General features: G+C 42.4%; 26 protein-coding genes. 19 read left to right on the forward strand and 7 right to left on the reverse strand.

Features of this window, described 5'->3' with window-relative positions; genetic code table 11:
• Nucleotides 1–106 precede the first annotated feature (106 nt).
• A complete protein-coding gene (locus tag MHH50_RS10835) occupies nucleotides 107–916 on the forward strand; it encodes a class I SAM-dependent methyltransferase (RefSeq protein ID WP_340034294.1) in 810 nt (269 codons plus the stop codon).
• Here MHH50_RS10835 and MHH50_RS10840 read toward each other — a convergent pair.
• Nucleotides 908–2,155: a S8 family peptidase gene (locus tag MHH50_RS10840; RefSeq protein WP_076219468.1), complete on the reverse strand. Its 1,248-nt coding sequence runs from the start codon at nucleotides 2,153–2,155 to the stop codon at nucleotides 908–910. The two genes, MHH50_RS10835 and MHH50_RS10840, sit on opposite strands and share 9 nt — an antisense overlap.
• Before the next feature lie 205 nt (nucleotides 2,156–2,360).
• On the opposite strand from MHH50_RS10840, the gene MHH50_RS10845 reads away from it, so the two are divergent.
• The 14 genes from MHH50_RS10845 (at nucleotide 2,361) to MHH50_RS10910 (ending at nucleotide 14,387) form a co-directional block, all read left to right on the forward strand.
• Complete coding sequence (locus tag MHH50_RS10845; protein ID WP_139331047.1) at nucleotides 2,361–2,693, forward strand: hypothetical protein; 333 nt, start codon at nucleotides 2,361–2,363, stop codon at nucleotides 2,691–2,693.
• 196 nt (nucleotides 2,694–2,889) lie between these two features.
• Nucleotides 2,890–3,591 carry a hypothetical protein gene (locus MHH50_RS10850; protein ID WP_076280562.1) on the forward strand — a complete coding sequence of 234 codons (702 nt, stop codon included), beginning with the start codon at nucleotides 2,890–2,892 and terminating at the stop codon, nucleotides 3,589–3,591.
• A gap of 25 nt (nucleotides 3,592–3,616) precedes the next feature.
• Nucleotides 3,617–4,168: a GNAT family N-acetyltransferase gene (locus MHH50_RS10855; protein ID WP_076195032.1), complete on the forward strand. Its 552-nt coding sequence runs from the start codon at nucleotides 3,617–3,619 to the stop codon at nucleotides 4,166–4,168.
• 232 nt (nucleotides 4,169–4,400) lie between these two features.
• Nucleotides 4,401–5,438, forward strand: a complete 1,038-nt coding sequence (locus MHH50_RS10860; RefSeq protein WP_081386282.1) for an ABC transporter substrate-binding protein — start codon at nucleotides 4,401–4,403, stop codon at nucleotides 5,436–5,438.
• Nucleotides 5,439–5,454: 16 nt separating this feature from the next.
• Nucleotides 5,455–6,444, forward strand: a complete 990-nt coding sequence (locus tag MHH50_RS10865; RefSeq protein ID WP_051491618.1) for an iron ABC transporter permease — start codon at nucleotides 5,455–5,457, stop codon at nucleotides 6,442–6,444.
• A gap of 1 nt (nucleotide 6,445) precedes the next feature.
• Nucleotides 6,446–7,225, forward strand: a complete 780-nt coding sequence (locus MHH50_RS10870; protein ID WP_076129974.1) for an ABC transporter ATP-binding protein — start codon at nucleotides 6,446–6,448, stop codon at nucleotides 7,223–7,225.
• Between the two features lie 44 nt (nucleotides 7,226–7,269).
• Entirely contained in the window at nucleotides 7,270–7,797 is a 528-nt protein-coding gene (locus MHH50_RS10875; protein ID WP_076129975.1) for a pyridoxamine 5'-phosphate oxidase family protein, read from the forward strand.
• Between the two features lie 3 nt (nucleotides 7,798–7,800).
• Nucleotides 7,801–8,226 (forward strand): DinB family protein, encoded by a 426-nt coding sequence (locus MHH50_RS10880; protein ID WP_340034295.1) that lies wholly within the window; start codon nucleotides 7,801–7,803, stop codon nucleotides 8,224–8,226.
• A gap of 162 nt (nucleotides 8,227–8,388) precedes the next feature.
• Nucleotides 8,389–8,796: a MerR family DNA-binding transcriptional regulator gene (locus tag MHH50_RS10885; RefSeq protein ID WP_076309880.1), complete on the forward strand. Its 408-nt coding sequence runs from the start codon at nucleotides 8,389–8,391 to the stop codon at nucleotides 8,794–8,796.
• A gap of 68 nt (nucleotides 8,797–8,864) precedes the next feature.
• Nucleotides 8,865–9,794 (forward strand): alpha/beta hydrolase, encoded by a 930-nt coding sequence (locus tag MHH50_RS10890; RefSeq protein ID WP_340034296.1) that lies wholly within the window; start codon nucleotides 8,865–8,867, stop codon nucleotides 9,792–9,794.
• A 454-nt stretch (nucleotides 9,795–10,248) separates the two neighbouring features.
• Nucleotides 10,249–10,839, forward strand: coding sequence for a TetR family transcriptional regulator (locus MHH50_RS10895; RefSeq protein WP_076306293.1), 591 nt, complete (start codon nucleotides 10,249–10,251; stop codon nucleotides 10,837–10,839).
• Nucleotides 10,840–11,508: 669 nt separating this feature from the next.
• A complete protein-coding gene (locus tag MHH50_RS10900; RefSeq protein ID WP_076280931.1) occupies nucleotides 11,509–12,252 on the forward strand; it encodes an SDR family oxidoreductase in 744 nt (247 codons plus the stop codon).
• An 83-nt stretch (nucleotides 12,253–12,335) separates the two neighbouring features.
• Nucleotides 12,336–13,418, forward strand: coding sequence for a glycerol dehydrogenase (locus MHH50_RS10905; protein WP_076306291.1), 1,083 nt, complete (start codon nucleotides 12,336–12,338; stop codon nucleotides 13,416–13,418).
• A gap of 108 nt (nucleotides 13,419–13,526) precedes the next feature.
• A complete protein-coding gene (locus MHH50_RS10910) occupies nucleotides 13,527–14,387 on the forward strand; it encodes a divergent polysaccharide deacetylase family protein (protein ID WP_081386280.1) in 861 nt (286 codons plus the stop codon).
• Here the strand turns inward: MHH50_RS10910 and MHH50_RS10915 are convergent.
• Nucleotides 14,374–15,126 carry an N-acetylmuramoyl-L-alanine amidase gene (locus MHH50_RS10915; RefSeq protein ID WP_254847629.1) on the reverse strand — a complete coding sequence of 251 codons (753 nt, stop codon included), beginning with the start codon at nucleotides 15,124–15,126 and terminating at the stop codon, nucleotides 14,374–14,376. The genes MHH50_RS10910 and MHH50_RS10915 overlap by 14 nt on opposite strands.
• A gap of 183 nt (nucleotides 15,127–15,309) precedes the next feature.
• On the opposite strand from MHH50_RS10915, the gene MHH50_RS10920 reads away from it, so the two are divergent.
• Nucleotides 15,310–15,498, forward strand: a complete 189-nt coding sequence (locus MHH50_RS10920) for a YqzE family protein (RefSeq protein WP_036689445.1) — start codon at nucleotides 15,310–15,312, stop codon at nucleotides 15,496–15,498.
• A gap of 75 nt (nucleotides 15,499–15,573) precedes the next feature.
• On the opposite strand, the gene MHH50_RS10925 is transcribed toward MHH50_RS10920, so the two are convergent.
• The 3 genes from MHH50_RS10925 to MHH50_RS10935 form a co-directional block, all read right to left on the reverse strand.
• Nucleotides 15,574–16,596 (reverse strand): hypothetical protein, encoded by a 1,023-nt coding sequence (locus MHH50_RS10925; RefSeq protein ID WP_076280309.1) that lies wholly within the window; start codon nucleotides 16,594–16,596, stop codon nucleotides 15,574–15,576.
• Nucleotides 16,597–16,753: 157 nt separating this feature from the next.
• A complete protein-coding gene (locus MHH50_RS10930; protein ID WP_076308937.1) occupies nucleotides 16,754–17,818 on the reverse strand; it encodes a YqhG family protein in 1,065 nt (354 codons plus the stop codon).
• The gene (locus MHH50_RS10935) at nucleotides 17,815–19,560 is read right to left on the reverse strand and encodes an SNF2-related protein (RefSeq protein WP_340034297.1); all 1,746 of its coding nucleotides are present in this window, start codon (nucleotides 19,558–19,560) and stop codon (nucleotides 17,815–17,817) included. The genes MHH50_RS10930 and MHH50_RS10935 overlap by 4 nt, the downstream gene beginning before the upstream one ends.
• 386 nt (nucleotides 19,561–19,946) lie before the next feature.
• Here MHH50_RS10935 and MHH50_RS10940 point away from each other — a divergent pair, with 386 nt between their 5' ends.
• Both MHH50_RS10940 and MHH50_RS10945 read left to right on the forward strand, forming a co-directional pair.
• Complete coding sequence (locus MHH50_RS10940) at nucleotides 19,947–22,604, forward strand: adenosylcobalamin-dependent ribonucleoside-diphosphate reductase (protein ID WP_076277459.1); 2,658 nt, start codon at nucleotides 19,947–19,949, stop codon at nucleotides 22,602–22,604.
• A 587-nt stretch (nucleotides 22,605–23,191) separates the two neighbouring features.
• Complete coding sequence (locus MHH50_RS10945) at nucleotides 23,192–23,542, forward strand: nucleotidyltransferase domain-containing protein (RefSeq protein WP_340034607.1); 351 nt, start codon at nucleotides 23,192–23,194, stop codon at nucleotides 23,540–23,542.
• Nucleotides 23,543–23,811: 269 nt separating this feature from the next.
• Here MHH50_RS10945 and MHH50_RS10950 read toward each other — a convergent pair whose 3' ends face one another.
• A complete protein-coding gene (locus tag MHH50_RS10950; RefSeq protein WP_340034298.1) occupies nucleotides 23,812–24,267 on the reverse strand; it encodes a hypothetical protein in 456 nt (151 codons plus the stop codon).
• Between the two features lie 420 nt (nucleotides 24,268–24,687).
• On the opposite strand from MHH50_RS10950, the gene MHH50_RS10955 reads away from it, so the two are divergent.
• Nucleotides 24,688–25,074 (forward strand): hypothetical protein, encoded by a 387-nt coding sequence (locus MHH50_RS10955; protein ID WP_340034299.1) that lies wholly within the window; start codon nucleotides 24,688–24,690, stop codon nucleotides 25,072–25,074.
• Nucleotides 25,075–25,596: 522 nt separating this feature from the next.
• Here MHH50_RS10955 and MHH50_RS10960 read toward each other — a convergent pair.
• Nucleotides 25,597–25,995 carry a cytidine deaminase gene (locus MHH50_RS10960; RefSeq protein WP_076186474.1) on the reverse strand — a complete coding sequence of 133 codons (399 nt, stop codon included), beginning with the start codon at nucleotides 25,993–25,995 and terminating at the stop codon, nucleotides 25,597–25,599.
• Nucleotides 25,996–26,197 lie beyond the last annotated feature (202 nt).

Genomic DNA, 26,197 nt, shown 5'->3' on the forward strand with positions numbered 1-26,197 from the left:
TATCCACATAAATAAAGGCTGCCCGGAATGCTCTGGATAGCCTTTTATTTGCACAACATATCTGCTATGATTTTGTCCTTAGTAAAAAAGAAGGGGGAGTTCAGCTATGAATGATTATGGTCCGGATCTGTTCAAAGATACTGCAAGCTATTACACCAGATATCGCCCGCTATATCCGTCCTCACTGATTCGATATCTAGTGGACAAATTCTCACTTCACGGAGAGGGCCGGTTGCTGGACTTAGGTTGTGGTACTGGGCAGTTAGCGCTAAGGTTTACGGATTGGTTCGAAGAAATCATTGGCGTAGATACTGAACTAGAGATGCTAGATGAAGCAAAGCTGTTATCACAGTACAACAGGGTTGAGAATGTTAGCTGGCAACAGGGGAGAGCGGAAGAACTATTCAATGACTGGGGTTCCTTTCGTCTCATCATGATGGCTAAGGCGTTTCACTGGATGGACCGAGAATCCATACTTGAAGTTCTCTATCATAGTTTAGATGATAACGGTGGTATTGCTGTAATTGATACTTTTAATGAACAACAAGAACCGTTACCTTGGCAACAAAAGGTAGAGGAAGTAGTGAAACGCTGGTTGGGTGACGAAAGAATAGCCGGAAAAAGTACATATAAACATCCCCAAGAAAGACATGAGGATGTTGTAAAGCGATCCAGTTTTAAAGACGTTAAAAGACAGGTATTACCGAATTATTCCATCACTTGGACTGTTGATTCGATACTAGGAAATTTGTATTCTACGTCTTATGCTTCTAAGCGATTATTTAGAGATAACTTAGAACGTTTTGAAGATGATATGAAATCAGCTTTATTAGAAATAGAACCTACAGGTGTATTTACAGAGGACTTGTCGGTTTCCGTCATTACTGCCTTTAAAAAAGAAGCGGATTTACGATAAAAACCGCGCATTGATCTCACCGCATCCTGCTGTGTTAGGACTTAGTTTAAGGCGATACGTGTTCTTTTTTAGTATGGATTTTACTTGCTTAGGCGTAAGAGAAGGGTTCTTCTGGAGTAATTGCGCGATCACACCCGAGACGATAGGTGTTGAGACACTGGTACCGGACAGCACAAAGTAATCTTTAGCTATCCGCAAATAAGGAAGCTCGCGATCCAGCTTGGATCGTGGAGCACGAAGGGAGATGATCGTCTCGCCTGGAGCAACGAGATCTGGTTTCTTCCTTCCTCCCGGTGCGGGTCCGCGACTGGAGAACCAAGTAATTCGGTCGTCCGCTTGTGTGAGCGTGCGACGGTCATCCACTGCACCGACAGTAATTGCTGAAGGACTAATCCCTGGAGATTCGATCGTACTGCGTCCCGGGCCGCTGTTTCCAGCAGCTATTACAACGTTAAGTCCGGCTTTAATTGCTTTTTCTACAGCTTGGCAGAGTGGATCATCTGAACAAGGAAGATTCACCTTACCCCCGAACGACATCGAAAGAATACGAAGATTAAGTCTTCTCCGATTCGCAATACACCATTCAATTCCTTTAATGATTGTGGAGTCATATCCATCGCCATTTTTATCTAGTACTTTGACACCTACTATCCCTGCCTCTGGAGCAGGGCTTTTGTATTTTCCTTTACTCATCCATCCGTTGCCTGCTGCATCCCCTGCGATATGAGTTCCATGGCCGTTATCGTCATAGGGCTGTTTTCTATGATTGATAAAATCTTTAAAAGCAACTATACGGTTAACAGGGCGAAACAGGTCAGGGTGCCGATACACCCCTGTATCAAGAATGGCAATGTTGATGCCTTTTCCGGTAAGCCCCTTTTTCTTTTGGGCGGTTGTAGAACCAATGGATGGTGTCGCTATATTAAGGGATGTTTTTTTGACTTGATCCAAATAAATTTTTTCGATTCCATCCCAGCGGCACATCCGGTTCAGGCAGTTCTTTGAAACTTTGGATGATATCGAATTGAGCAGGTGAAGATGATATCTGATCGGAAGGTCGTGGGATTTTAAATGCTTTTGTAAAGACTGTAGCTGGGCTGTAGTTATTTTTTGTTTGAATTTAATGATAACTGGAATGGTATTCGCTTTATGCCCTGGAAGATAGGAACGTTGAACTCTTTTTCTCAAGGAATGGTGCATTTTCGAATGATATTGCTCTAGCCATTTTTGACCGTTCATTAGTAATGAATCACCTCTTGAAGGTATTATATGCACTGCAGAGCTAGTGGACACGAAACTATGAAACTAGGGTTTAACATATTTTCAGATTTGTAGGTGAAAGAGAGGTCAAACCTTACGATTCTTGCATTTACTAACGTATCCTAAAAAGAAAGTGGTGAAGTAAATGGCAATTATTAAAAAACCAGTTAACAAGAAAGCAGTTATGGCTAGCAAAGTTCTCGCGGCTAAAAAAGCGAAAGCAGCTCCTACAAGGAAGAAACGTAGAATTAGACAGACTCTGGATAGATTTATTGTTGTTGCTATTGGTACAAATGCAACGGGTACACCTAAAGATACTACGGGGTGGACAGCTTCATTGAGAGCTGGAACTACAACGGTTACTGCTGATTTTGACGAATTTGGTGTAGTTAGATTTCCAACAATTAGCACCTTAACATCGGTACCTTATCTTCTCACTTTAAGAGATGAGAGTGGAGCTACTATAAGAAGTTTTAACGTTCCCGCAGACCGCGAATTTTTTGTGGCTAGATTCTAGTTTGGACAAGCCAGGTCAAGTAAACAGCATGCGTCGATTTTATATCGATGCATGCTGTTTTTTTATTTTTCTAACTTTGATTCAAGTGAGTGATTTGTTACAGACAAACAGAATGGGGGGATGCCATACTTTCAGCATCATAATTTTGGGAATATAGTACAAAAATGGACAATATATAAGGCGGGTGAGAGGTTTCGTGAAAGAAAAAGGGAATATATCAGGTATTCAATATTTTTTATTAGGACTGCTTATATTTTTAATGTTAGGAATGGATATGTTCATCATGGGATTAGATCAATGGTTATGGGGGGATTTGTTTAATATAGACGACTTTTTTGTCAGCCCTTGGTACGTACTAGTTGTTCATTGGAGCATAGTTACCCTATTGTGGGCAGTAGGAGCTATGATGTTTCTACTTTGGTTCAGGAAGAGGAAGTTGATTGGACAGGTTATATCTTTGTGTTGGAGCTCTAAGGTCATTCCTTTGTTAATTGTAGCTTTTATATCAAGCTTTTTGTTCGCTGTGTTGGAATTTTGGATTAATGGGGAGAGCATTCCACAGATTTATAGGGAATATGAAAACTTCAAGTTAGAACATGGTTTTATGGGCATATGGGTTGCCTTGGTTCAAAACATATATTACATTGTGGAAGCTGTACTAGTTGTACTATTGGTTGCACTAATGCAGCGTGCAGGAGAAGTATGGTTTAAGAATCCTTCTCTTCCTTATGGGGGAATAGGTTTAATGCTGACTTGGGGATTAGGTCATTTGACGCATGGTCTGCAAAGCGGCTTGTATATTACTGCTTTTTCTTTGGTATTTGGCTGGCTGTTTGTGAAAGCGGGCAAGCAGTGGTGGCCAAGTTTTCTGTTTATCTGGCTTGTATTTGTTTTATAATATTTAGTTTAACGGGGGGACACCATTGTACAATTCAGAGAAGAGAACAATTACTACTGAAAGATTGATTTTAAGACCTTTTGCATTGTCTGATGCACAGCGTGTCAGTGAGCTCTGCAATAATTATAATGTTTACAAAAGTACATTAACTCTACCTTATCCATACCCTATTGATTGTGCATTATCATGGATTGAAACACATGAAGTTGAGTTCAATAATGATAATTCATATGAATTCGCTATTACTGATAAAAATACAAACGAACTGTATGGTGCTATAGGTTTGAGAAATAACCGGACACACAGAAACGGCGAGCTTGGATATTGGATAGGCGAGGAACACTGGGGTAATGGATATGCTACAGAAGCAACAAAAGCGGTCATTAATTTTGCTTTTACAGAAAAACATTATCACAAAGTGTACGCCAGATTCTTTGCTTCAAATCCTGGTTCGGGACGGGTTATGCAAAAATCTGGCATGCTGAAAGAAGGCGTTTTGTTACAGCATATTTATAAAGAGAATGAGTTTGTAGACCTTATTCATTATGGGATATTAAATTCGGGAGTTACTAACTAACGCTTGGATTTCATGCACCACTATTTGAAGTCACGCCCATAGGGCGTGGCTTTTTTATTAGAAATGCTAGTCTGCTTCAACGGACAATAATGAAATTCCTTCTTATTTAAAATTAAAATAAAATTCTTGACACTTCTCATTGATAACGATTATCATAGGAATCGATGAGTGAAAATGAAAATCATTATCACTATATGGGACGTATAAATATACATATTTGGAGGGATAGATTTTGAAAAAAATATTAGTACTACTGGTTATTGCAGCGCTTACGGCAATGACTGCATGTTCGTCTACAAATACAGCGGACAATCCAAAAAATGAAGCGGTAACGAATACAACTGCTAATGAATCGAAAGAAGCAAATGCAGCAAAAACAACAGAAGTAGCAAATACAGCGGAAGCTGCCGGCAAGGTGTACAGTCTGGAGAATGATGGTGTGGATGAAGCGTTGTTCAACGAAGCGTTAAGCCAATTCCCAGCCAAAGTACCGGAGCGTATTGTAACAACTTCTGTGCCGTTAACAGAAATGCTTTATTTGCTCGGCATAACACCGGTAGGTGTACCAACTTCAACGAATCCAATCCCTGCTGATTTCGAAACAATTGATCGTATTGGATCACCTATGGCGCCGGATCTGGAGGTAGTAACCAAACTCGAACCAGACTTGCTGCTGGGAGCGGAATCTCTTCGCAGCACGTTGGACAAATCGCTAGAAGGAATCGACCTACAAAAAGCATATTTGAGAACAGAATCATTTGAGGATCTAAAGCTTAGTCTCAAAGTATTAGGCACTTATTTTAATAAAAAAGATGAAATGAATGCTGCTTTAACTAAGATTTTGAACAAAGAAAATGAGCTGAGTCAATTAGCCGAAGGCAAAGAACTGCCAAGCGTGCTGCTAGTAATCGGAACCGCAGATTCCTTTATGGTTATGAGTGAGAAATCTTATTTAGGTAGCTTGGTTAAAAAGCTTGGTGCTGATAACATCGCAACTTCTGTATTGCAAGTTACTGACACTTACTCACCTATCAATATGGAGAACATTGTAGCCGCTGATCCAGACATCATTCTCGTACTCGCTTCAGGCGATCACGGAGCGACTGAGGATAAGTTCAAAAAAGAAATAGAGAAAAATGAAACTTGGACAAAGCTTTCGGCTTATGCAAATAACAAAATCAACATTCTAGATTACAGCGTATTCGGTGTCACTTCGATTATTAACGCGGAGACAGCCTTAACCGAAATTGCAAAATACTTCTATGAATAATTAAAGGAGACAGCAAGTGATAAATACATCTCGTAGCAGAATTATTGTTATTGTAACGTTAGCACTTGCGCTCGTTGCCGCTATAATTGCGATTGGACTAGGCTCAGTATACATTCCTATACCAGACATCCTAAGCACGATCTTTGGTTCAGCGGCAAAAGCGGTGAATGCGACCATCATATGGGATATTCGTTTGCCGCGTGTATTACTGGCGATGATCATTGGGGCAAATATCGCGGTTTCGGGTGCTCTTCTGCAAGCCGTGATGGGCAACCCACTTGCTGATCCAGGATTGACCGGTGTAACGAGTGGAGCGGCTGCATGTGTGCTTGTCATTATGCTTGCAGCTCCACAATATACGGAGTTCATTCCAATTGCGGCTTTTGTGGGTGGACTAATTGCTGCAGGGATTGTATATGCATTAGCGTGGAGAAGAACCGGTATTTCGCCCATCACTATTATTTTATCAGGAGTTGCTGTGAATGCTCTTTGCGGGGGATTAATAGGACTCCTGACCATCATGTACAGCGACAGACTTCCGGCAGCGGTCCAATGGTTAAACGGCAGTCTGGCTGCTAAAGGGAACAATGCTTTGATGATGGTTTTCCCGTATGCCATAGCAGGCTGGATCTTATCCTTTTTCGCGATCCGCAAGGCGAATATTATACGTTTAGGGGATCAGGTAGCTTCGAATTTAGGTGAAAATGTGGACCGAATTCGTATTCTACTTTCCTTGCTGGCAGTATTTCTAGCGGCTATCTCTGTAGCGGCTATTGGGATGATTGGCTTTGTAGGGCTTGTTGTGCCACATATGGCTCGATTGTTGGTGGGTTCAGACTATAAATTTCTTTTGCCGATGAGTATGGGACTTGGTGCATTGGTATTGTTGATAGCAGATACAGGTGGACGTACCCTATTTGCACCTTTAGATATTCCTGCGGGTATCCTTATGGCGGTGATCGGTGGACCTTATTTTCTATACCTGATGAGAAAGAAGGCGTTCTAACATGTTTACTGTCGATTCTATTTCGATCCGGTATGAGCAGAAAAACATTATTAACAACTTCTCTTTTTCCGTAAAAAAGGGTGAAATCGTCTCGATTATAGGACCAAACGGCTCAGGTAAATCTACATTGCTTAAGGCGGTATCACGGCTAATTCCATATCATACGGGTGCGGTCACACTCGAGGGTACGGATCTAAAGTCTATGACTGCCAAACAAGTCGCTCGAAAAATGTGTATGCTGAGCCAGAAGAACCAAGCACCTAATGATATGACTGTGATCGATCTCGTCTCCTATGGAAGGTATCCACATAAAAAATGGTTCGAAAAATTAAATCATGAGGATATGGACATTGTCGACTGGGCACTGGAGAAGACACATTTAAAGGATTATAAGGATCGAGCCGTTTCCTCGTTATCCGGTGGTGAATCACAGCGTGCTTGGATTGCTATGGCCTTGGCGCAGCGTCCTTTGGTTATGTTGCTTGACGAACCGACCACTTACTTGGATATTTCGCATCAGCATGAAGTTCTTGAGTTAGTACGTGAGCTAAATCAAGACATGGGGATGACCGTCGTGATGGTGTTGCATGACCTCAATCAAGCCTCTACCTATAGTGATAGTATTGTTGTGGTGCAGGCGGGTGAAAAAGCGATGTATGGGACACCAAATGAAGTTATGACAACCGATATGATCCGGGATATATACCGAATGGATGCCGAAGTTCAATATGTTCCTACAGAGACGAAACCTCGTATTCATTTGCTAAGTACCGTTCGCTAGATTCGTGGCTAGATTACATAACCTATTAATGGAGGGATTTTATAATGAAGAAGCCTGTAGATGTTGAAAAAAATAAAGAAAACTATTTGCAATTTATTGCGAATCGTAAAAATCTGATTTTGAGCTTGATTGATGACGAAGGAAAACCTTTTATCAGCTATGCTCCTTTTGTTAAGCATGAAGGCAAGCTGTATATCTACATTAGTAAGATCGCCGAGCATTACAGATATATGGAAAATAACGATTTTGTAGATGCGCTTCTAATTGCAGATGAGTCTGCGACGAATAATAAATTTGCAACGGAACGTGTGCGGTGGAATTGCACATCAAGCAATATCGGGAATGACGGGCATGAGGAGATCTTTGAATTGTTTAATGCTGATCATGGGGCGGCAATGGTGAATTTGCTGCGTGGATTGGATTTTTCATTGTTTGAATTGACCCCTCTCCAAGGGCGTTATGTTGTTGGTTTTGGCTTGGCCTTTGACATCGACGTAGATGCGAACCTGTTCAACCATGTGGTGATCGACAAGAAAAAAGACGAAGAAGCCACTGTACAAGGGAGCAAATAATCTATGGCTTTCACTTCAGTGTTGCCAATCTGGCAAGCGGTGCAAACGCGATTTCATAAAATGGTGAAGGCTTTGCCGGAAGAAGATCTTAACCTTAAGCTAGGGAACTCTACGATTGGGGGATTAATTCAGCATAATGCGGAGGTTGAGTTTATGTTCGCAGAGTGGTTTTTTGGAAGACCTAATCCTCAAGGCGACAAGGCGACATATTCTACATTAAGTGAACTCGTTGATCTGCTGACTGTTTCCAATGAGAATCTAACTGCTGCGATGCAGGAGCTTCCGGACGAAGCGTGGAATGTGAGTGTGGAGTCGGCTTTTGGCACATCTACACCGCTTGAAGCGATAGGCAGACTTATGTATCATACAGGCATTCATGCCGGACAGATTTCGCTTATACAGAAAAATGCAGTTCGAAGTGAAGTATAGTGAATTGGGAAATGATTGATGAGAAAACGGCAGAAATGTCGTTTTTTTTGTGCGTAAATAAGGAGTTTTTAAAAAGGAGTTTGGGTAGTTGTTGACGTTCTTTTGATGTCCTCTGCAGCCTCTGTTTGGTATAATATAGGGGATTCTAAGGGGGCACTGATTATGACAGAGTACTTGCGAGGCCAAATTGCCAAAATGGCGAATGTGAATATGGAGACGTTAAGGTATTATGAAGAGCTCGGATTAATTAGCACTCCCTTACGTTCGGAAGCTGGTTATCGTCTTTATTCGGATGAGGTGTTTAGCCGACTTGTTTTTATACATAATGCTAAATTGTGTGGTTTCACTTTAAAGGAAATTAAGAAGGCACTCACTAAATCTGAAAGCAGCGGCATTAGCATAGATGATTTTGTAAATGTTGTGGATAAGAAAATGGATCGAGTTCGTGGCGAAATTGCAAAACAGGAAATAAAACTAACAGCCCTCGCAGATTTGAGAAAAAATTTGTTAGCCACAGATAAACATCCAGGCGTACAGTCCACGCTCGAAATCCTAAAAATGGATTCTTAACTTGACCTTGTAGTCTCCTACAGCCTTTACAATCTGAGTTGAAAAGAATTGTAGGAGGGATTTACGAGATGGAAAAGACAAGTACAGAGCAGCTTGCAGCGATCAAAGTTTATTTGCGACAAAGCAACCGATTGGATTGCAAGTCTATCGGGCAAATACGGCAGGAGATGGCCGCGACGGCTGCGAACATGCCCAGTCCTACGGATGTTATCGTCGAGCGGGTCATGATTGGACCCTTAAGCGGAGAGTGGATTATTCCTGTGAATTCTGCTCCACCCGCTGATGAAGTGATCCTTTATTTCCACGGTGGGGGTTTTATTTCGGGGACTTGTGAATTTTATCGGGATCTGGTTACACGAATTGCAAAATCTAGTGGCACGAAGATCCTAATCATTGAATATCGCTTGGCACCAGAGTTTACTTATCCGGCTGCTAATGAAGATTGTATAGACGCTTATCTGTGGCTGCTCGCGAATGGATATTCTGCCGGGAATGTCGTGCTTGGAGGGGATTCTGTTGGAGCCAGCCTTGCGCTGATGACGTTGATTACTTTACGGGATGCGGGTGGAGAATTGCCGGCGGGTGCTTTTTTAATCTCACCACATACAGATCTCGTCCATTTGGATGGTGAATCGTATCTGAGTCGAGCGGATTTTGATCCAACAGGCAGCTTAGACGGAAATAAACGAATAATTGATGTTTATCTAGGTGCTCGGACAGAACTAGCTCCTATATTATCTCCCTTAAGGTTGGATTTGCAGGGATTACCTGATTTATTTGTTCAAGTAGGCGACCACGAGGTATTGTTAAGTGATGCAACGAGGTTGGCTGAACGAGCACAAGCTGCGGATGTTCATGTAGAACTGGAAATATGGGAGAACATGTGGAGTGTCTTTCACTTTTTAGCTTATATGCTGCCAGAGGCGCAGCAAGCGATTGCGAATGTCGGTAAGTTTGTTAGGACGAGGCTAGATCGGATTGAGCAAAAAAGCAGCTGATATTCCCCGCCTTCTTGAGAGATCAAGGAGGTTTTTTGGTGAAATCGTAGGTTAGCAGAAGGTGGATTGCTAGATACTAGGCTTCTTCATCGTAACGGACCGTATTGCAGCTATTTGCTCAATTTAGCGTGTTTGGCTAACTTTTCGGACTGCATAGCTCTTATTAGCACATTAGAATGCCGAAAAGGTGGGGAATTGGGTGAATAGCTGCATTGGAGTCCGATAGCATGGCGAATTACGGTGATTTCTGAAAATAAGGGCTCCTCAGTCCGAATTCATGTAGTACGGGGGCTACAGAGAATAAGATACTAAACTGGGACTTAAGTTTAATAATTGGGTGCGAGTATATACTGATAATGATTTAACGAATGACAAAGTGGTAATATTGTCAGTTCGTTTTTGAACATAATATGCTATGATAATTACCACCAGAGATAGAGCGAGGGGAATACATATGTCGAATGATCTTCCATTATCAAAAGAAAACATTTTGGACGCGGCTGAACAAGTGCTCCGGCGTTTTGGCCCGGACAAGACTTCTGTTGTAGATGTAGCGAAGGTGCTTAAAGTAAGTCATGGTACGTTGTATAGACATTTTTCCAGTAAATCTGCTTTGCGAGAAGCCGTAACCGAAAGATGGTTGCAGTATAATATTTCAGAGCCTTTAAAGAATATTTCAGAGCATTTTGATGGGAATGCCAAACAGCAGCTCCGATTATGGATGGATACGCTGATTCGTAGTAAACGCACCTATGCTGTGGATGATGCCGAAATGTTTGCTATGTACGCAGCTGTAACTTTAGAAGCGGTGGATATGATTACCCTACACGTAGATCAATTAATTGGGCAAATCGCAGGCATTATTGAAAAAGGCATACAATCCAAAGAGTATAGAGTGGTTGAACCAGTGGTAACGGCTAGAGCAATTTTTAATGCTACTTCGCGGTATCATCATCCAGCACATGCTATAGAGTGGCAGTCGGCTACGATTGATCAGGATTTCGCCTCCGTTTGGGATTTGATTATTTCCGGGATTTCTTTGTAACATCTACTTAAAACCTTCTGATATTCAGGAGGTTTTTTTGTGTCTTAAAGAGGTATAAATCCCGTGGATTTGATTGAATTGAGCGACTAACGGCGAATGAACGGTATAAATCCCGTAGATTAGTCTGAATGGAGCGACTAGCGGCAGATGAACGGTATAAATCCCGTAGATTAGTCTGAATGGAGCGACTAGCGGCGAATGAACGGTATAAATCCCGTAGTTTAGTCTGAATTGTGCGAGTTGCAGCAAATGAACGGTATAAACCCCGTAGATTAGGCTGAATCGAGCGACTAGCGGCGAATGAACGGTATAAATCCCGTAGATTAGGCTGAATCGAGCGACTAGCGGCGAATGAACGGTATAAATCCCGTAGATTTGATTGAATTGAGCGACTAGCGGCGAATGAGAGGTATAAATCCCGTAGATTTGATTGAATCGAGCGACTAGCAGCAGATGAACGGTATAAATCCAGTTGATTAGGCTGAATTGAGCGACTAGCGGCAGATGAACGGTATAAATCCCGTAGATTAGGCTGAATCGAGGAACTGTTGTGAAATATGTGCAAAAACAAATACAAATGACAAATATTAAAAAATGTCACTTGTAATTTGTAATCGATCGATTTATAATCAGACCAACAAGAAGGACAAAGTGATAGGAGGAGTAATTATGAATCAGAATTTAGCTGGAAAAGTAGCATTAGTAACAGGTGCATCGAGAGGCATGGGCCGGGAGATTGCGGAGAACTTGGCACAACAGGGTGCGAAGGTGGTCGTTAACTATTCGAGTAACCCCGGCAAAGCCGAGGAAGTCGTAACCGGTATTAAACAAAAGGGTGGAGAGGCCGTCGCTATTCGGGCAGACATCAGCCAGGTGGCAGAACTTGAACAATTATTCCAAACCACACTAGAAGCCTATGGACAACTCGACATTCTCGTCAATAACGCCGGGATTATGATTACGAAGCCCATCTTAAATATGACTGAAGAGGATTTTGACAAGCAGTTTGCGATTAATGTGAAAGGCACCTTTTTTTCTTGCCAGCAAGCAGCTAAATATATGAATGATAACGGACGGATTATCAATTTTTCAACTTCCGTTACGGGTCAAATGTTCCCGACCTACAGCGTCTATGCAGGAACTAAGGGAGCAGTGGAACAAATCACTCGTCAGCTGGCCAAAGAATTTGGACGAAAAGGAATCACTATCAATGCTGTTTCACCTGGACCTGTGAATACGGAGTTATTTACCGTAGGGAAATCAGCGGAAGAGATTGCGACCGTGGGGAATATGAATTCCTTTGGACGTTTAGGCGAGCCTGAGGATATCTCAAGCATTGTGTTGTTCTTAGCCAGTAAAGAATCACAGTGGGTTACAGGGCAAACGATCCGTGTGAATGGTGGATTCATTTAAGCTGGTGGTTAAAGGGATCTTTTTAATAGCTGAATGTGGTCAATCCTTCTAAAATGAATGTAAACAAAAGGAGGAGTGAAACCATGACGCAGATCATCTGCTCACCGACTAAATATATACAAGGACATGGTGAAATTCGTAAGCTGGGAGATTATTGTTTGCAGCTAGGAGCGACAAGAGCTTATGCCATTATTGATCCTTATATTTTCTCTGTGTACAAAAAAGAGATCACATACAGTTTTGAAATGAACGAAATGCCACTAGTGATGTGTGAATTCAAGGGCGAGTGTAGCCGTAATCAGGTCAATGAGATAGTTGCAGCACTTGGCTTGAAGGATACCGAAGTCATTATAGGGATTGGCGGCGGCAAGACCTTAGATACGGCAAAAGCAGTAAGCCACATGAGTAACCTCCCGGTAGTTATTGTACCCACAGTGGCTTCAACGGATGCACCTTGCAGTGCTTTATCAGTGTTGTATACGGATGAGGGAGACTTTGACTGTTATCTTCCACTAAAAAGAAATCCCGATCTGGTTATCGTAGACGTCGATATCATTGCTAAAGCTCCTGCAAGATTGCTTGTTGCCGGAATGGGTGATGCTTTGTCCACTTTTTACGAAGCAAGAGCTTGTCGAGAATCTGGGGCTATTACACACGCAGGTGGGACTAGCACAATTGCAGCCCTTTCATTAGCTCGTGCCTGTCTGGATACCCTTCTTGCAGAGGGTGAAACGGCATTAAAAGATGTTAAGCAAGGCATCACCTCTCCTGCGGTGGAACATATTATTGAAGCCAATATTTACTTGAGTGGCATTGGGTTTGAAAGTGGAGGACTTGCTGCGGCGCATGCGATTCATAATGGATTGACGCTGCATGAGGAATGCAGGAATACTCTTCATGGTGAAAAGGTTGCTTTTGCTACGATCGTTCAGCTTGTACTGGAGAAAGCACCATATGAAGAGATTGATCAGGTGATTGGTTTCTGCAAAAAAATCGGTCTTCCCGTTACTCTCAACGATCTTGGAATTACCAGTAAGGATATTGATCCATTGATGATGGTGGCGGAAGCTAGCTGTTCTGAGGATAGCCCCATCTGGAATATGCCCTTTGAAGTTCAAGCTGTGGATGTGCTGGAAGCAATTCTTGCCGCAGACGCGCGGGGATAATAGAAAAAGCCCGATTGTAAATTATTGCGAACCCTCCCCGTACATATTTAACCTTCGTGAACCAAACAATGAGAACAATTGTTTAAGACGAAGGAGGCGTTCCTCTTGATGAAGGACAGTCGAAAGTTCAAACGTTATTTACTAATTTGGATTGCTGTTGCTGCTTTAATGGTTACTTTAATCGCTCCCATGGCACCGTCTGTTTCAGCTGCCGAGTCCAGAGACAACCCTACAAACACACCAAGTAAAGAGAAGACATCTCAACGTAATAAGGTCGTAATTATTATTGACGATTTCGGCAATGGCATGAAGGGGACGGATGAAATGTTTTCGCTGCCAATAAAGCTTACTGTGGCGGTTATGCCCTTTTTGCCTACATCTGTGAAGGATGCCACACGCGCGCATGAACGCGGAGATGATGTTTTGGTCCATTTGCCGATGGAGCCCCGCCAAGGGAATCCTAAATGGCTTGGACCCGGAGCTATACTGGCTAAGATGTCTGATGAGGAAGTGCGTCAAAAGGTGGAGGCAGCGCTCGATAATGTGCCCTATGCTATCGGTATAAACAACCACATGGGCTCTAAAATTACTGGGGACGAACGGATTATGGGTGTGATCTTATCCGTGTGCAAAGAGCGGGGATTGTTTTTTGTGGACAGTAAAACCAACTACCGTTCTGTTGCTGGCAATATGGCTTATCGAATGGGGCTGCCGCGCGTAGAGAACCATATCTTTTTGGATGATACACACACAGCTAATCATGTGCTGAAACAAATGGGTCTAGTAAATAATCTGGCGAAGGATCAACGATTCTGCGTAACCATTGGTCATGTTGGTGTATATGGAAAAGAAACCGCCGCAGGCATCCGCAGCGGTGTGGAGCAAATAAAAGATGATGTTGAATTTATAGGCATATCTGATCTCGTTAAAAACGAAATGAAATGGAACTCGAATCCTACACTTCCATAAGATAAGCTACTATGCCGCCAGCAATTGCTTCAGCAATTTCTTGTTGCCCTTTAGGGGTGCACAGCTTTTCGCGATCTGTCGGACTGCTTACAAAACCCGCCTCAACAATTACGGTTGTGGCGGTTATTTTGTTGAGTAAATAAAAAGGTTTACCTGGTCTTGTCTCAGCCTGGATATTATAGAGACTGTTTAATTGTTGCTGAATGGTCTGGGCAAGAATAAAGCTGCGGCCTTCTTGGCGATATAACACAAGCGGACCATGCTTGGATGGTGAAGGTGCCCAGTTAACATGGATGCTGACCACTACAGTAGCTGGTAATGTCTCAGCTAGCTCTTTACGCTGGGCAAGGTCGCGCAGATGCCGGGATTTACTGCGCAGCCAGCGGTTCTCATCGCTTGGGGCGTAATCTCCATTACGATTTAAGGCAACGTCAAATCCATCGCTGCGCAGCAGCAGAAATAATCGGCGTGAGATATCTAATGTAATATCCTTCTCAAGAATGTTGCCGTAGGAAGTTCCTCCGTCGATCCCCCCATGTCCTGCATCAATTAAGATCATCCGGTGGCCGTGGCTTAAGAGATGCTGACGTTCATCATTCACTACGGGTTTGGATGGAGTTGCAGTAGCATATGCACTCCCCATAAACAGCATTAGAAGTCCAACTGTGGTTAAAGTAATACGCAAGCCGCATATTGCAGCTGCTGTCTTGGAATAAGCTTTATTTCTCCCAATGTTCAAATGAACTCCTCCTTGCATGTGAATAACCTCGTGCCCTAGATTCTTTGTTATATTGTGCTTTAATAGGTAAACCTATTCGAACAATTCGAGACAAGAGTTTAGATATATGCTCGGTGGTGCACACTAAGAGCATGGAACGACGCTGGCTATCTTAATTCACTTACAATGTAGGAGGTGTTACAAATGGCTTCCGGCGGCGATGAGCTTGTAAAGTATATCACTGAGAAGGTAGTTGTTTATATCGAGGATCCGCGTGCCATTCATGCTCGTAGAGCGGCTACAAAGCAGCCGTGGTCACAGAAATGGTTCGGTATGCTTCCGCTTGGTTGGTCGATCTGGCGAAGCAAATGGAGCCACAGTGACAAGGATTGAATTTCACAAATAACAAATAACAAATAACCTTCCAGTGCCTTGTTGAGGATGGCAGCGGAAGGTTATTTGTTATGTTTAGTTATAGATATTTCTGTCGGGCAGCTTGTGCAGTGTTCCTATAGCCTGCAAGGCAGTGAGTGGCAAATACCGTCTTCCTTCTGGCCCTGATGCTGCGTAAACGGTAGGCATGTTGTTTATTGCTTTTGTTTTATTCGAAGCAGGCAACCAGTTTTGATAACCTGTAATCATGAAAGGTGCCCCTACGATATCATTTTGGCCAGCGGCTTGATAAGCAATACTTTCCTTGGGACGAATCAGTGCGGCGATATTGTCACCGCCTACAGCAAGCAGTTTTGGGGAGGTCAACCACATGATATCTTTATAAGGATCATCTGTTCCCCCGCTTTGATAGGCCGAAAGCGGAGACAAATCAGTAGTTAGGTTAGTGATTACATCCGTTTCTGTCTGCTGTCCTTTAAGCACTTCTTCCGCTTTACTTAGCGTCCACGGTAAAACTTGCGGCACGGAAGCATTGATAAATATTGTCTTATCGTCAATGACGATTTTCCATACGGGTAGAAGTGGTGCATATAAGGCTGTGAGTTTTATTTTTCCTGTATAAGATGAAGGTATAAGTCCTTCCTGCACCAAAAATTGGCGCAGTTCTAATAAACTATAGGGGAGTCCGTAAGTGCCAGCTCCATATTCGCTAAGCATATACCCACCTTGATCCGTAGCGGAAATGATCATGTAGCCGATCCGCTGTTCACCTTTCATAACGTTGACAAGCCAGCTATGAGTACCTGGACCCAGAGGATAATATTCTATTCCTGCGTCCTTCCAGGCTGTAAATGGAGCTTCTGCTGCGAGCTTGTTCAGTGTACTCTTGGCAAATTCCTGGACTGTACCGGGTGAAGGTAAGATATCCATCCGTAGTAAAGGTATTAAATCCTGTGTGACTGAATCAACTACACTTACTCTGGAAGCGGCAAGCGCAGAAGAGGAACCGGAGCTCGTTGCGATGAGTCCGATGCATAGAAGCAGGAGGAAGCAGCTTTGACCTGCAAGAAGCAGCCTCCGCCGTACACTTATTTTCATGGCGTCGTTCACCTTTCTTTGTTATGAAATATCAGAAAGTAAAAAGCTTCCTTTTTATTGTAGAGGACAAGCTATAAAAAGGCTGTTGCTTGCTGTCGCGCCGGAAGGCGGAAGTTCTCTTGTTTTTTTGCCTGCTTTTAGCGAGTAGGGTCGCATTCTATAGGCTCCGCAGATGAAACAGTCCATAGGTTACCGCAGAAACTGCGATTTGCGGCTCATATTGCCAAATGGTCTCTTGTCGACGCCGATTATACTGCTCTTGAGTCGCTAGGCGTTTTTCTTCGTCAGGCTCCTTCAGCAGTTCTCCATAATAGACATCAATGATGTCCAGTTCAACCCTTAGCCGCTCACGTGCCTGTTCTGCCCAAGTGTAGTCCAGTTCGGCTAACTGAGCGGTAAGATGAGTTTCCAATAAGTCGGTAGCGGCTGCTACTGTCATTTCATAAGGCTGGATATGCACATTTTCCGGCAAGCGTGGCATCATCTCTTTTGTGGAAACTTTTGCATTAAAGTCATCAATGATGGTTCCCTTTGTTAGGGAGATGCCAAGATAATGGAGTTCTTCACGTTTCAAATCGCAGCTCATCTCCACTTTATAGCAGACACTAAGCCATGGCTCGTAAGCGGCAGAGAACAGCGTGTTTCGCTGCCTGCTGCCCGGGTCCTCAAATAAGTAAAGGCATTTCCCTTCGTCCCGAGCGGCGTTCCAAATCTGTTGCAATCGCTTGCTTCCGTAAATAATATCCTCTCTGCGGATCATTCCTGGCCCAATTCGTGGGAGTGCCGGCACAATGCCGAAGTAGCGGGCTAGGATACTTTCCTCCGGGTCAGTAGATGGAGCATTCACTGCTTCTGAGCCCGGGGAGGCGGATTCGAGTAAGTCAGCGCTGGCCTCTGCATCGTTTGTTACACCTGTATTTAGGCTTCCGGTGACAACTTGATTCAAAATGCCAGCACTACGATTTGCAATGGGGGTAACCTCTACTGCAGCTTGACTGTCGTATTTTTCCGGATCAAAAACAAAGGTGAAAGAAAGGGTCTCAGGATCTACACCTGTGCGCTCCACGAATCCCCAATAATACGGCCGGTCGGTGAGCATTTTGTCAGCTCTAGGTGATAATTTCACAGTTACGTGAAGGGGCGAAGCCTCAATGATGGAGCATTCAGTGGCTTCAAGATAGTCCATCACATGCTTGCGTACTTCCTGTGCGGTGAGGGTCATGTCGCAGTCCCACTTTCTTTTTTAATACCCTGTGTCAATTCACTGAGGGATTCACCAATATGGTCCAGCTCATGCCGCAATTCTTCGTCGGAGCGGGATTCGAGCATGATTTTGTATAAACTTTTCTCCAGCGATTCCTTCTTTTCAAAACGTTCCAGGATTACATCCAGCCCGCCAATCACCATTTCAAACATATTGATTTTTTCATGCAGCAGATGCAGGATATGTTCTTCAATCGTGCCTTGCGTAGACAGGTTGTAGATCACTACGTCATTTTCTTGCCCTAACCGATGGACACGTCCGATACGTTGCTCCACGCGCATGGGATTCCAGGGCAGATCAAAGTTGATCATATGGTGGCAAAATTGCAGGTTAATTCCTTCACCACCGGCTTCCGTTGCAATCATAACTTGAGCGCGGCCGCGGAAAAGATCCATCATCCAATCTTTTTTCCCACGGTTCATTCCGCCGGAATAAGAGACACACATCAGCCCATGTTCACGGAAATATTGTAGTAAATACTCTTGAGTTGCGCGATATTCCGTGAAAACGATGACCTTTTCATTCATTTCTTGAATGAGGGCTAAGGTTGTTTCAGCTTTAGTGTTTGTTTTAACGGTACGGAGGGTCTGTAGCAGCTCCATCATCCGGTCTCTTTTTGGGGAATCCGCAGGCAGCTTTTTGATCAAATTAACTAAAGTGATAAAGACGGCATCCCGGCTGCTGCACACCTCACGTTGAAGGGTTACCAGAGAAAGCATACTGCTAAGATTGCCGCCGGATTCCTGATACTGGTCTTTGACAAAGGAAGTAACACTGTTATACAAATCTTTCTCTTCTTGGGAGAGAACTAAGGGAATATTACGGACTTTTCGTTTCGTGAAATTAACAGGACCTTCACCACGGCGATTGCGGATCATGACCTTCGAAAGCTCGTCCCGCAGTTGACCTTCATTCTTGGGCTGGCGTTTATCAACCACGAAATTCGAGGCAAAATCGCCCTGATTTCCAAGTTGCCCCGGCTTCAGTATAGTAATCAGATTAAAGAGTTCGCCCAGATCATTCTGAACGGGAGTCGCGGTGAGCAGCAGGCAATATTTTTTGCGTAATTGCTGTACAAATAGATAATTGGTCGATTTTTTATTCTTCAGCTTGTGAGCTTCATCAATGATCAACATATCGTATTCATTTTCCAGCAAGATTTCCTTATGAGGATCTCGTTTGGCGGTATCCATCGATGCGACGACTATGGCGTTGCCCCACGAATAGGCTTTTTTCTGAGCGACAGCAGTGATGCCAAATTTCGCATTCAGCTCACGAACCCATTGCAATACTAGAGAAGCAGGTACGAGAATAAGCACTTTGGAGACAAGACCGCGTACGAGATATTCTTTGAGCACTAGTCCTGCTTCAATGGTCTTGCCCAGTCCAACCTCATCTGCAAGAATCGCGCGGCCTGACATTTCGAACAGAACCTTATGCGCTGTATCCAGCTGATGGGGAAGAGGGGACAAGCCGGATAAATGCTTCATACATTGCAGCTCATCGAAGCTCGTTACTAGACCTGTTTCCTCTCCTTGTACAGCAAGCTTAGATAAACGGTAGTCTCCCCAAGGGCCGCCCTTTTCCAATTTGAGCTCCAGATCTTGCAACCAATTCCGGTCAAAAGAAAGAGGAACAGGCAGTATCGGCGCGGGTGTTCCCCCTTGCTGGGATAGAGAATTACGGAATAATTGCGTCATAATGCAGCCTCCTCAAGCTCGGATTTATATCACCATTCGTAAGAGTAGTATGCTCGTAAACGAGAGAATTCATAACCTCCTATTTTTCACGATAGCCTTTAAAAAAGAGAGCAAGAGCGAGAAAAAGCAGCAACGTTTGCGATAATTCGGCAACTTGACTCTATTTTCGAATAAGACCTTCGATACAATATGTGGTATAGTTTAAAAGCTGACGCACACAATATATTGTGACAAAAGCTTGAAAATGTATTTTTTATAGAGTGCTTAGCTGGTATTTGTTATTGACAAGATGAGCTTCCTACATACACCTGTTAAGCAGTGGAGGATGGTAAGGGAGTTTTTGTTGTGGGCCCATACCTTGGACCGGAAACTAATATCTACTACACATGCGGGAGGTTTTTTTATTGAGTAAAGTGGAACGTAAGCAACGCCTTGAAGGGCTAAGTGAAAAAATATTTTTGGATCGTTATGCTTGGAAGGATGCAGACAGCAACAATGCTAAAGTAGGCGATGTTGTATTGGTGCTGACCAAAGATGATCCGAAGTTTCCAACTAAGGAAGTCGGAGAAATTGTGGAGCGCAGTGGTCGAATCGTAACTGTAAAGACGCGCAGTGGCGAACTTGTGAAATCGGATGTTGAAAAGTTGACCCTTAATATAGAAAAAACTCCTGAGGAAATGTGGGACCGTCTATCCACAGCGATGGCTTCTGTAGAGAAGACACCTGAGCTTCAAGCAGAATGGGCGGGCAAATTCCGTTCAATTCTGGATGATTGGAAGCTTGTGCCGGGTGGACGTATTGCGGCTGGTGCAGGTGCTAGTGAAGAATTAACATTGTTCAACTGTTATGTAATCCCTTCTCCAAAAGACAGCCGTGGCGGCATCATGCAGACATTGTCTGAAATGACGGAGATTATGGCCCGTGGTGGCGGTGTAGGCATTAACCTGTCTTCATTGCGTCCTCGTCGTGCGATTGTTAGAGGGGTTAATGGTTCATCCAGTGGTTCCGTATCTTGGGGCGGTTTGTTTAGTTATACTACGGGGCTTATTGAGCAAGGCGGCAGCCGTCGTGGTGCGCTCATGCTGATGATTAATGACTGGCATCCCGATGTTGAGGACTTCATTACCGTGAAGCAAACGATGGGCCAAGTCACTAATGCTAACCTTTCGGTATGTGTGAGCAATGGTTTTATGAAGGCTGTAAAAGAAGATCTGGACTGGGATCTCGTATTCCCGGATACAACCGATCCTGAATATAACGAAATATGGGATGGCGATCTCGACAAGTGGAAAGCTGCCGGCAAAAACGTTATCCATTATCGCACCGTAAAAGCGCGTGACGTGTGGCGTACGATCATTGAATCGGCATGGAAATCTGCTGAGCCAGGCGTCGTGTTCATGGAATACTATAACCAGATGTCTAACAGCTGGTATTTCAACCCGATTATTTGTACGAATCCTTGTGGAGAGCAAGGCCTGCCAGGCTGGGGAGTCTGCAATCTGTCTGCGGTGAACCTGTCCAAGTTCTACGATGAGAAAAATCATGATGTAGATTGGGAAGATCTTGCGACTACAACCCGTTATTCGGTCCGTTTTCTGGACAATGTAATTGATAAAACACCTTATCATTTCCCGGAAAATGAAGCGAATCAGAAAAAGGAACGCCGCGTGGGTCTCGGAACCATGGGATTGGCGGAGCTGATGATTAAATTGAACATCCGTTACGGCAGCCCGGAATCGTTGGAGTTTCTGGACAAGCTATACGGCTTTATGGCTCGTGAAGCCTACCTTGCTTCGGCAGAAATTGCTGGAGAGAAGGGTTCCTTCCTAGCTTTTGATACTGAGAAATATCTAATGAGCGGCTTTATGAAAAATATAGTCGAAGCGTATCCAGAGGTTGGCGAAGCGATTCGTGAACATGGTATGCGTAACGTTACAGTGATTACACAAGCACCTACAGGTAGTACAGGTACAATGGTAGGTACTTCTACGGGAATTGAGCCTTATTTTGCCTTCAAATATTTCCGTCAAAGTCGTCTTGGCTATGATGAACAGTTTGTTCCAATCGCTCAAGAGTGGCTGGAGGCTCATCCGGGTGAAGAGCTGCCTGACTACTTTGTAACTTCGATGGATCTGTCAGCTAAAGATCATATTCGTGCGCAAGCAGCGATCCAACGCTGGGTAGATAGCTCTATTTCCAAAACAGCGAACTGCCCGTCTGACTTTACGGTTGAGGAGACGGCTGAGCTATATGAAATGGCCTTTGATCTAGGATGTAAGGGTGTTACGATCTACCGCGATGGAAGTCGTGACGTTCAAGTTCTGGAAACCACGAAGAAGGAAGACAAAAAAGAAGCCGCTCCGGTTGCGGCAGAAGAAGCTACAACTACTGTAGAAGCGAGTACAAGTGTTGTAGCAGCAAGTCCAGCGCCTCAAGTCACTACAAAAGAGGCGGATAAACAATACAAAAAACGTCCGCAGGTTCTGCGCGGCGCTACCTATAAAATCAACACACCATTTGGGATGGCATATATTACGATCAATGACCTTGATGGAATACCGGCTGAAATCTTCCTGAATGTAGGTAAAGCGGGTTCTGACGTCTTTGCTATGGCTGAAGCATTAGGCCGTGTCTGCTCCTTGTTCCTCCGTTACGGAGATCATGGTGAGAAAGTGGAGCTGTTGATCAAACATCTGAAAGGCATTGGCGGATCAGGAGCTATCGGCTTCGGCGCGAACCGGGTTGAATCCATTGCTGATGCTGTAGCTAAGGCACTGGAATCACATGTGCTGAACAATGCTCATGATGATCATGTACCCGCTCCGATTGCAGCAACTTTGGAGCTGGAGGATTTCAATGAAGCATTAAATGCGGAGTTGAAATCGAGCGTTCCGTCAGCTACGGAAGATGGACATGGTGGTCATCATGGACATAACCATGCTACGGCTTCCCGTGACCTTTGCCCATCCTGCGGCAGCGCCTCGCTGATTAATATTGAGGGCTGTAAGACTTGTGGCAATTGCGGGTATAGTCGTTGCGGGTAAACGGTAGAGCCAATAGGTGTTTTATGGGAAATGTGATTTTTCATTTTAAATGAGAAATGGTTCATTTAAAGCGATAAAAATTCGTTTTAAAAGAGAAAAATCTCAGTCATTCAATAAATCGTATATTTATACATCTAAAAATAAAGCAACGAGTTTCACAATCTTTCTTATCAAGCCGGCAAGCCTAACTTTTTAGGGCTTTCCGGCTTTTCATTTAAGCGTAACTGCTATTAATAGGCGATTGATTCTAGTTGGTTTCTTCACTAGTTAAGGTTGATTCTCGATTTCTTCCTAATTGTAGTAATCCTAATGATACTATATAATCGATCAAAACGAACTCTCGTTCTTATTTTTTATTTGAATTGTGGAGGTATATGTATGAAGTTTACTGAATCAATGTTAGATAATTATTCCCAACCACTAAGCAAGACTGAAGATCAGTAATGTAAAAATGCAATTGCAATGGTTGTAAATGCCCTAAAGCCATTAGGATTTCAAGAAAAGAGAAGTATTGTGGAACCAATGTACCCTGAAACTTAGGCGTATTTTCAAGAATTGGAATCTCTTATGGAGGAAGACAAATTAAGATTTTCTTGCAGGGCTCTTATGCGAATAATACTAATGTACGCACCCAAAGTGATGTGGACATTGCAGTTGTAGAGGAAGATACATTCAGAACTCAATATAGATCTGGTGTAAGTGATTCCAATTATGGATTTGTTAATGCGCCATCTCGTTCTAAAACGTTTAAGGATGAAATAGAAGAAGCTTTAAAAGACAAGTTTGGGACTGACGTAAGCAGGGAGAATAAATCGATTAAGATTTATGGTAATACATATAGAAAAGATGCTGAATATCTTTTTTTCCATTTATATAGCCTGGATACTGAACCAATACTCATTTTCAGCTCATCTGTTAATAAATCAATATACATTTGAAATTCTGTCGGTTTTATTTCACCTGAGATAACTGGAATTAATATTTTATAGCGGTTATCCATAATTTTATATTCTTCATTGAATAACAGGTCAGGATCGTATAAGCGGGGTAACAGTTTATTAGTAGATTCTTTCTTTACAACAAGCCGTTTTTCATCCCATGCGTCTATCAATTCAATCAATTTATAAATCACTGGAGCTTTCCAGTTGGACTGAATAAAGAAACGAAAACTGTAATAATTATACTTAATGAAAATATTCTTTTTATATTATATTCCCCCTTTATTATTTCTAACGATTAGATTTTTTCTTATTTTGATTAGATAATATAGAGTTAAGATAAATTGTATAATAGAAATACTCCAAGGAAGCAGAAAGAGCATTTCCACTTGATATTTTGGAAAAAATTCAATAGAAACGACAACTCCATACTCACTATCACTGTCATCTTGCATTGCATTGAAAAATAAAAGAAGTAAGAGGCTGGATAGCATAGTTACCAAAAACCAAATGGCATTGTACTTTATCCTCTGAGTCCTTATAAACAAAAAAGAATTAATAAAACATAATAAAAGTGGTATAAAGTACACCTTAAATGAGATATTTAATAACTCCGTTCCCCATCCCTCTATTCTTATCTTTAAAAAATAGATTAAGATCAGATGCAGTCCAGCCACCAGTATTACATAAAGAATGGCTTGTAGTCCTGTCTTGAATGACTTCATCTTTCGTTCCCCTTTTCCATTCGTTCACTTAATGCTCTAATGATATCATCACCCTTCATCGAGATTTTCTTCTTACTTCAAGTACCTATATACCACCCCTGAAATTATATGGATTAATTTTAACTAAAACACTAAATATCCTTATAATGTAATCATCGGGAATTTTAAGGCGGAAATTAATAGTAAACCCCTCTTCCGAGTAACAGTACTAACTCAACCCCGACAATTGTAACCGGACTTAGCAATATAAAAGTCATAACAGCAGGCAATCTATTTAGTTTTGCAATTTCTAAGGATGGAAATGTGTGGGGCTGGGGAGCTAACACGAATGGCGAACTGGGAGATGGTACGAGAATTAATCCAGTTTCACCTGCCATGGTAGCCTTAACTTAAAAGAGACGTGTAGAGGAGTATTTTATTTTGGGAAGGGCAGGGAGTACATTTAAACCAAAAATATTGAGCAAGAAACCTGGTATTTTAACATATGGGATGACACCACCGAAGGCAAGCCATTCACCAGAAAAGATATCAGAAATTGCACAGAAACAGGTTGAAAGACTTAAAAACGTTGAATTAGATGCTTTAATTCTTTACGACGTCCAGGAGGAAGTAGAAAGAGTTGAGCATGAAAGGCCTTACCCATATTTACCAACGATTGATCCAGCTATTTATGGTGATAAATATCTAGGACAAGTGGAGGTCCTAGGATTTCATTTGAAGGAGCAAACAGTATATTACATTATTACGTTAAATGAAAAGTGTACCCATTTTACGGTACTCTTTTTAATAGCGCTTTTTCTCATTTAAAATGAAATATTAGATGATTATTAGTTACTGGGGATTTAAATTCTCAATTAAATTGAAACAGTCTCTCTTATTTTATAAGGGTTTTCTGATAGTGAATTTTCATTTAAAATGAAAATTCACAGAAAACTAGAAATGTGACTATGCATAGCTACTTTACTAAAAGCAAGCGATCATCGAGAGGAAGTGTTTATCCTTTTATCTCAATGGATCGCTTGTTTTTTATTATTGATGATGTTCATTGAGAGGTTTTAACTATATGAGTTTTAGATACTATAGAACTACATACAGACTATGATAAAGAATTTATTGAATTTAGGGTAAGAAATGCTTTGGAATGAAAAAGGTAGTATTTAAAGAAAAAGTTAAGGTTGGAATTGCGATTTGGTAAGTAACAACGTATTTACGCGGTGTGTCTGGTCTGTGAACTCTGTGTTCTGACTAAGCTTTTAACACAAAAAACACGCGTACTTGTCTAACACAGGTACGCGTGTTTTTGTTATTCCACTACGAGAGGAATTATTTTTACATATCTAAATTTTTGAATGCATAAGGCAATAAATCCTTTAAACTCAGTTCTAAGATCTCTTTTTTCTCATTGGTTAAATAGACAGGCATGTCGGGCAAACAGAATTCCGATAATACTTGTCTGCAGATACTGCATGGCGGCAGAAAATCCATTGTGTCACCTGCTACAGCTATAGCCTGAAAATCACCTTTAGTATAGCCCTTTGTAATAGCCGTGAAGATTGCTGTTCTCTCTGCACAATTAGTAGCGCCAAAAGATACATTTTCTACGTTTACTCCATTAATAACATTTCCATCTTTAAGCAATAAGGCTGCTCCAACTGGAAATTTAGAATAAGGGGCATAAGCAGCTTTCTTTGTGTTACGTGCGCTTTCCATTAATTCTTCTTTATTCATAATACTCACCCTTTTTAAATAAGAATGAACCTTTCGGTCCCCTTATCGCCAACTTTAAGGTTGGCAGGACTTCTAATATTATAGTCACATCAAATGGTTGTCAACATGTACTACTCGATAAGTATCATTAAGGAATCATAGCTTTAAAATATAACTAGATATAGTAAATAGAAGTTACACATATTAAGCCCGCCATGGTAAC

The sequence above is a fragment of the Paenibacillus sp. FSL H3-0302 genome (assembly GCF_037982245.1).
GTDB classification, from domain to species: domain Bacteria; phylum Bacillota; class Bacilli; order Paenibacillales; family Paenibacillaceae; genus Paenibacillus_AQ; species Paenibacillus_AQ odorifer.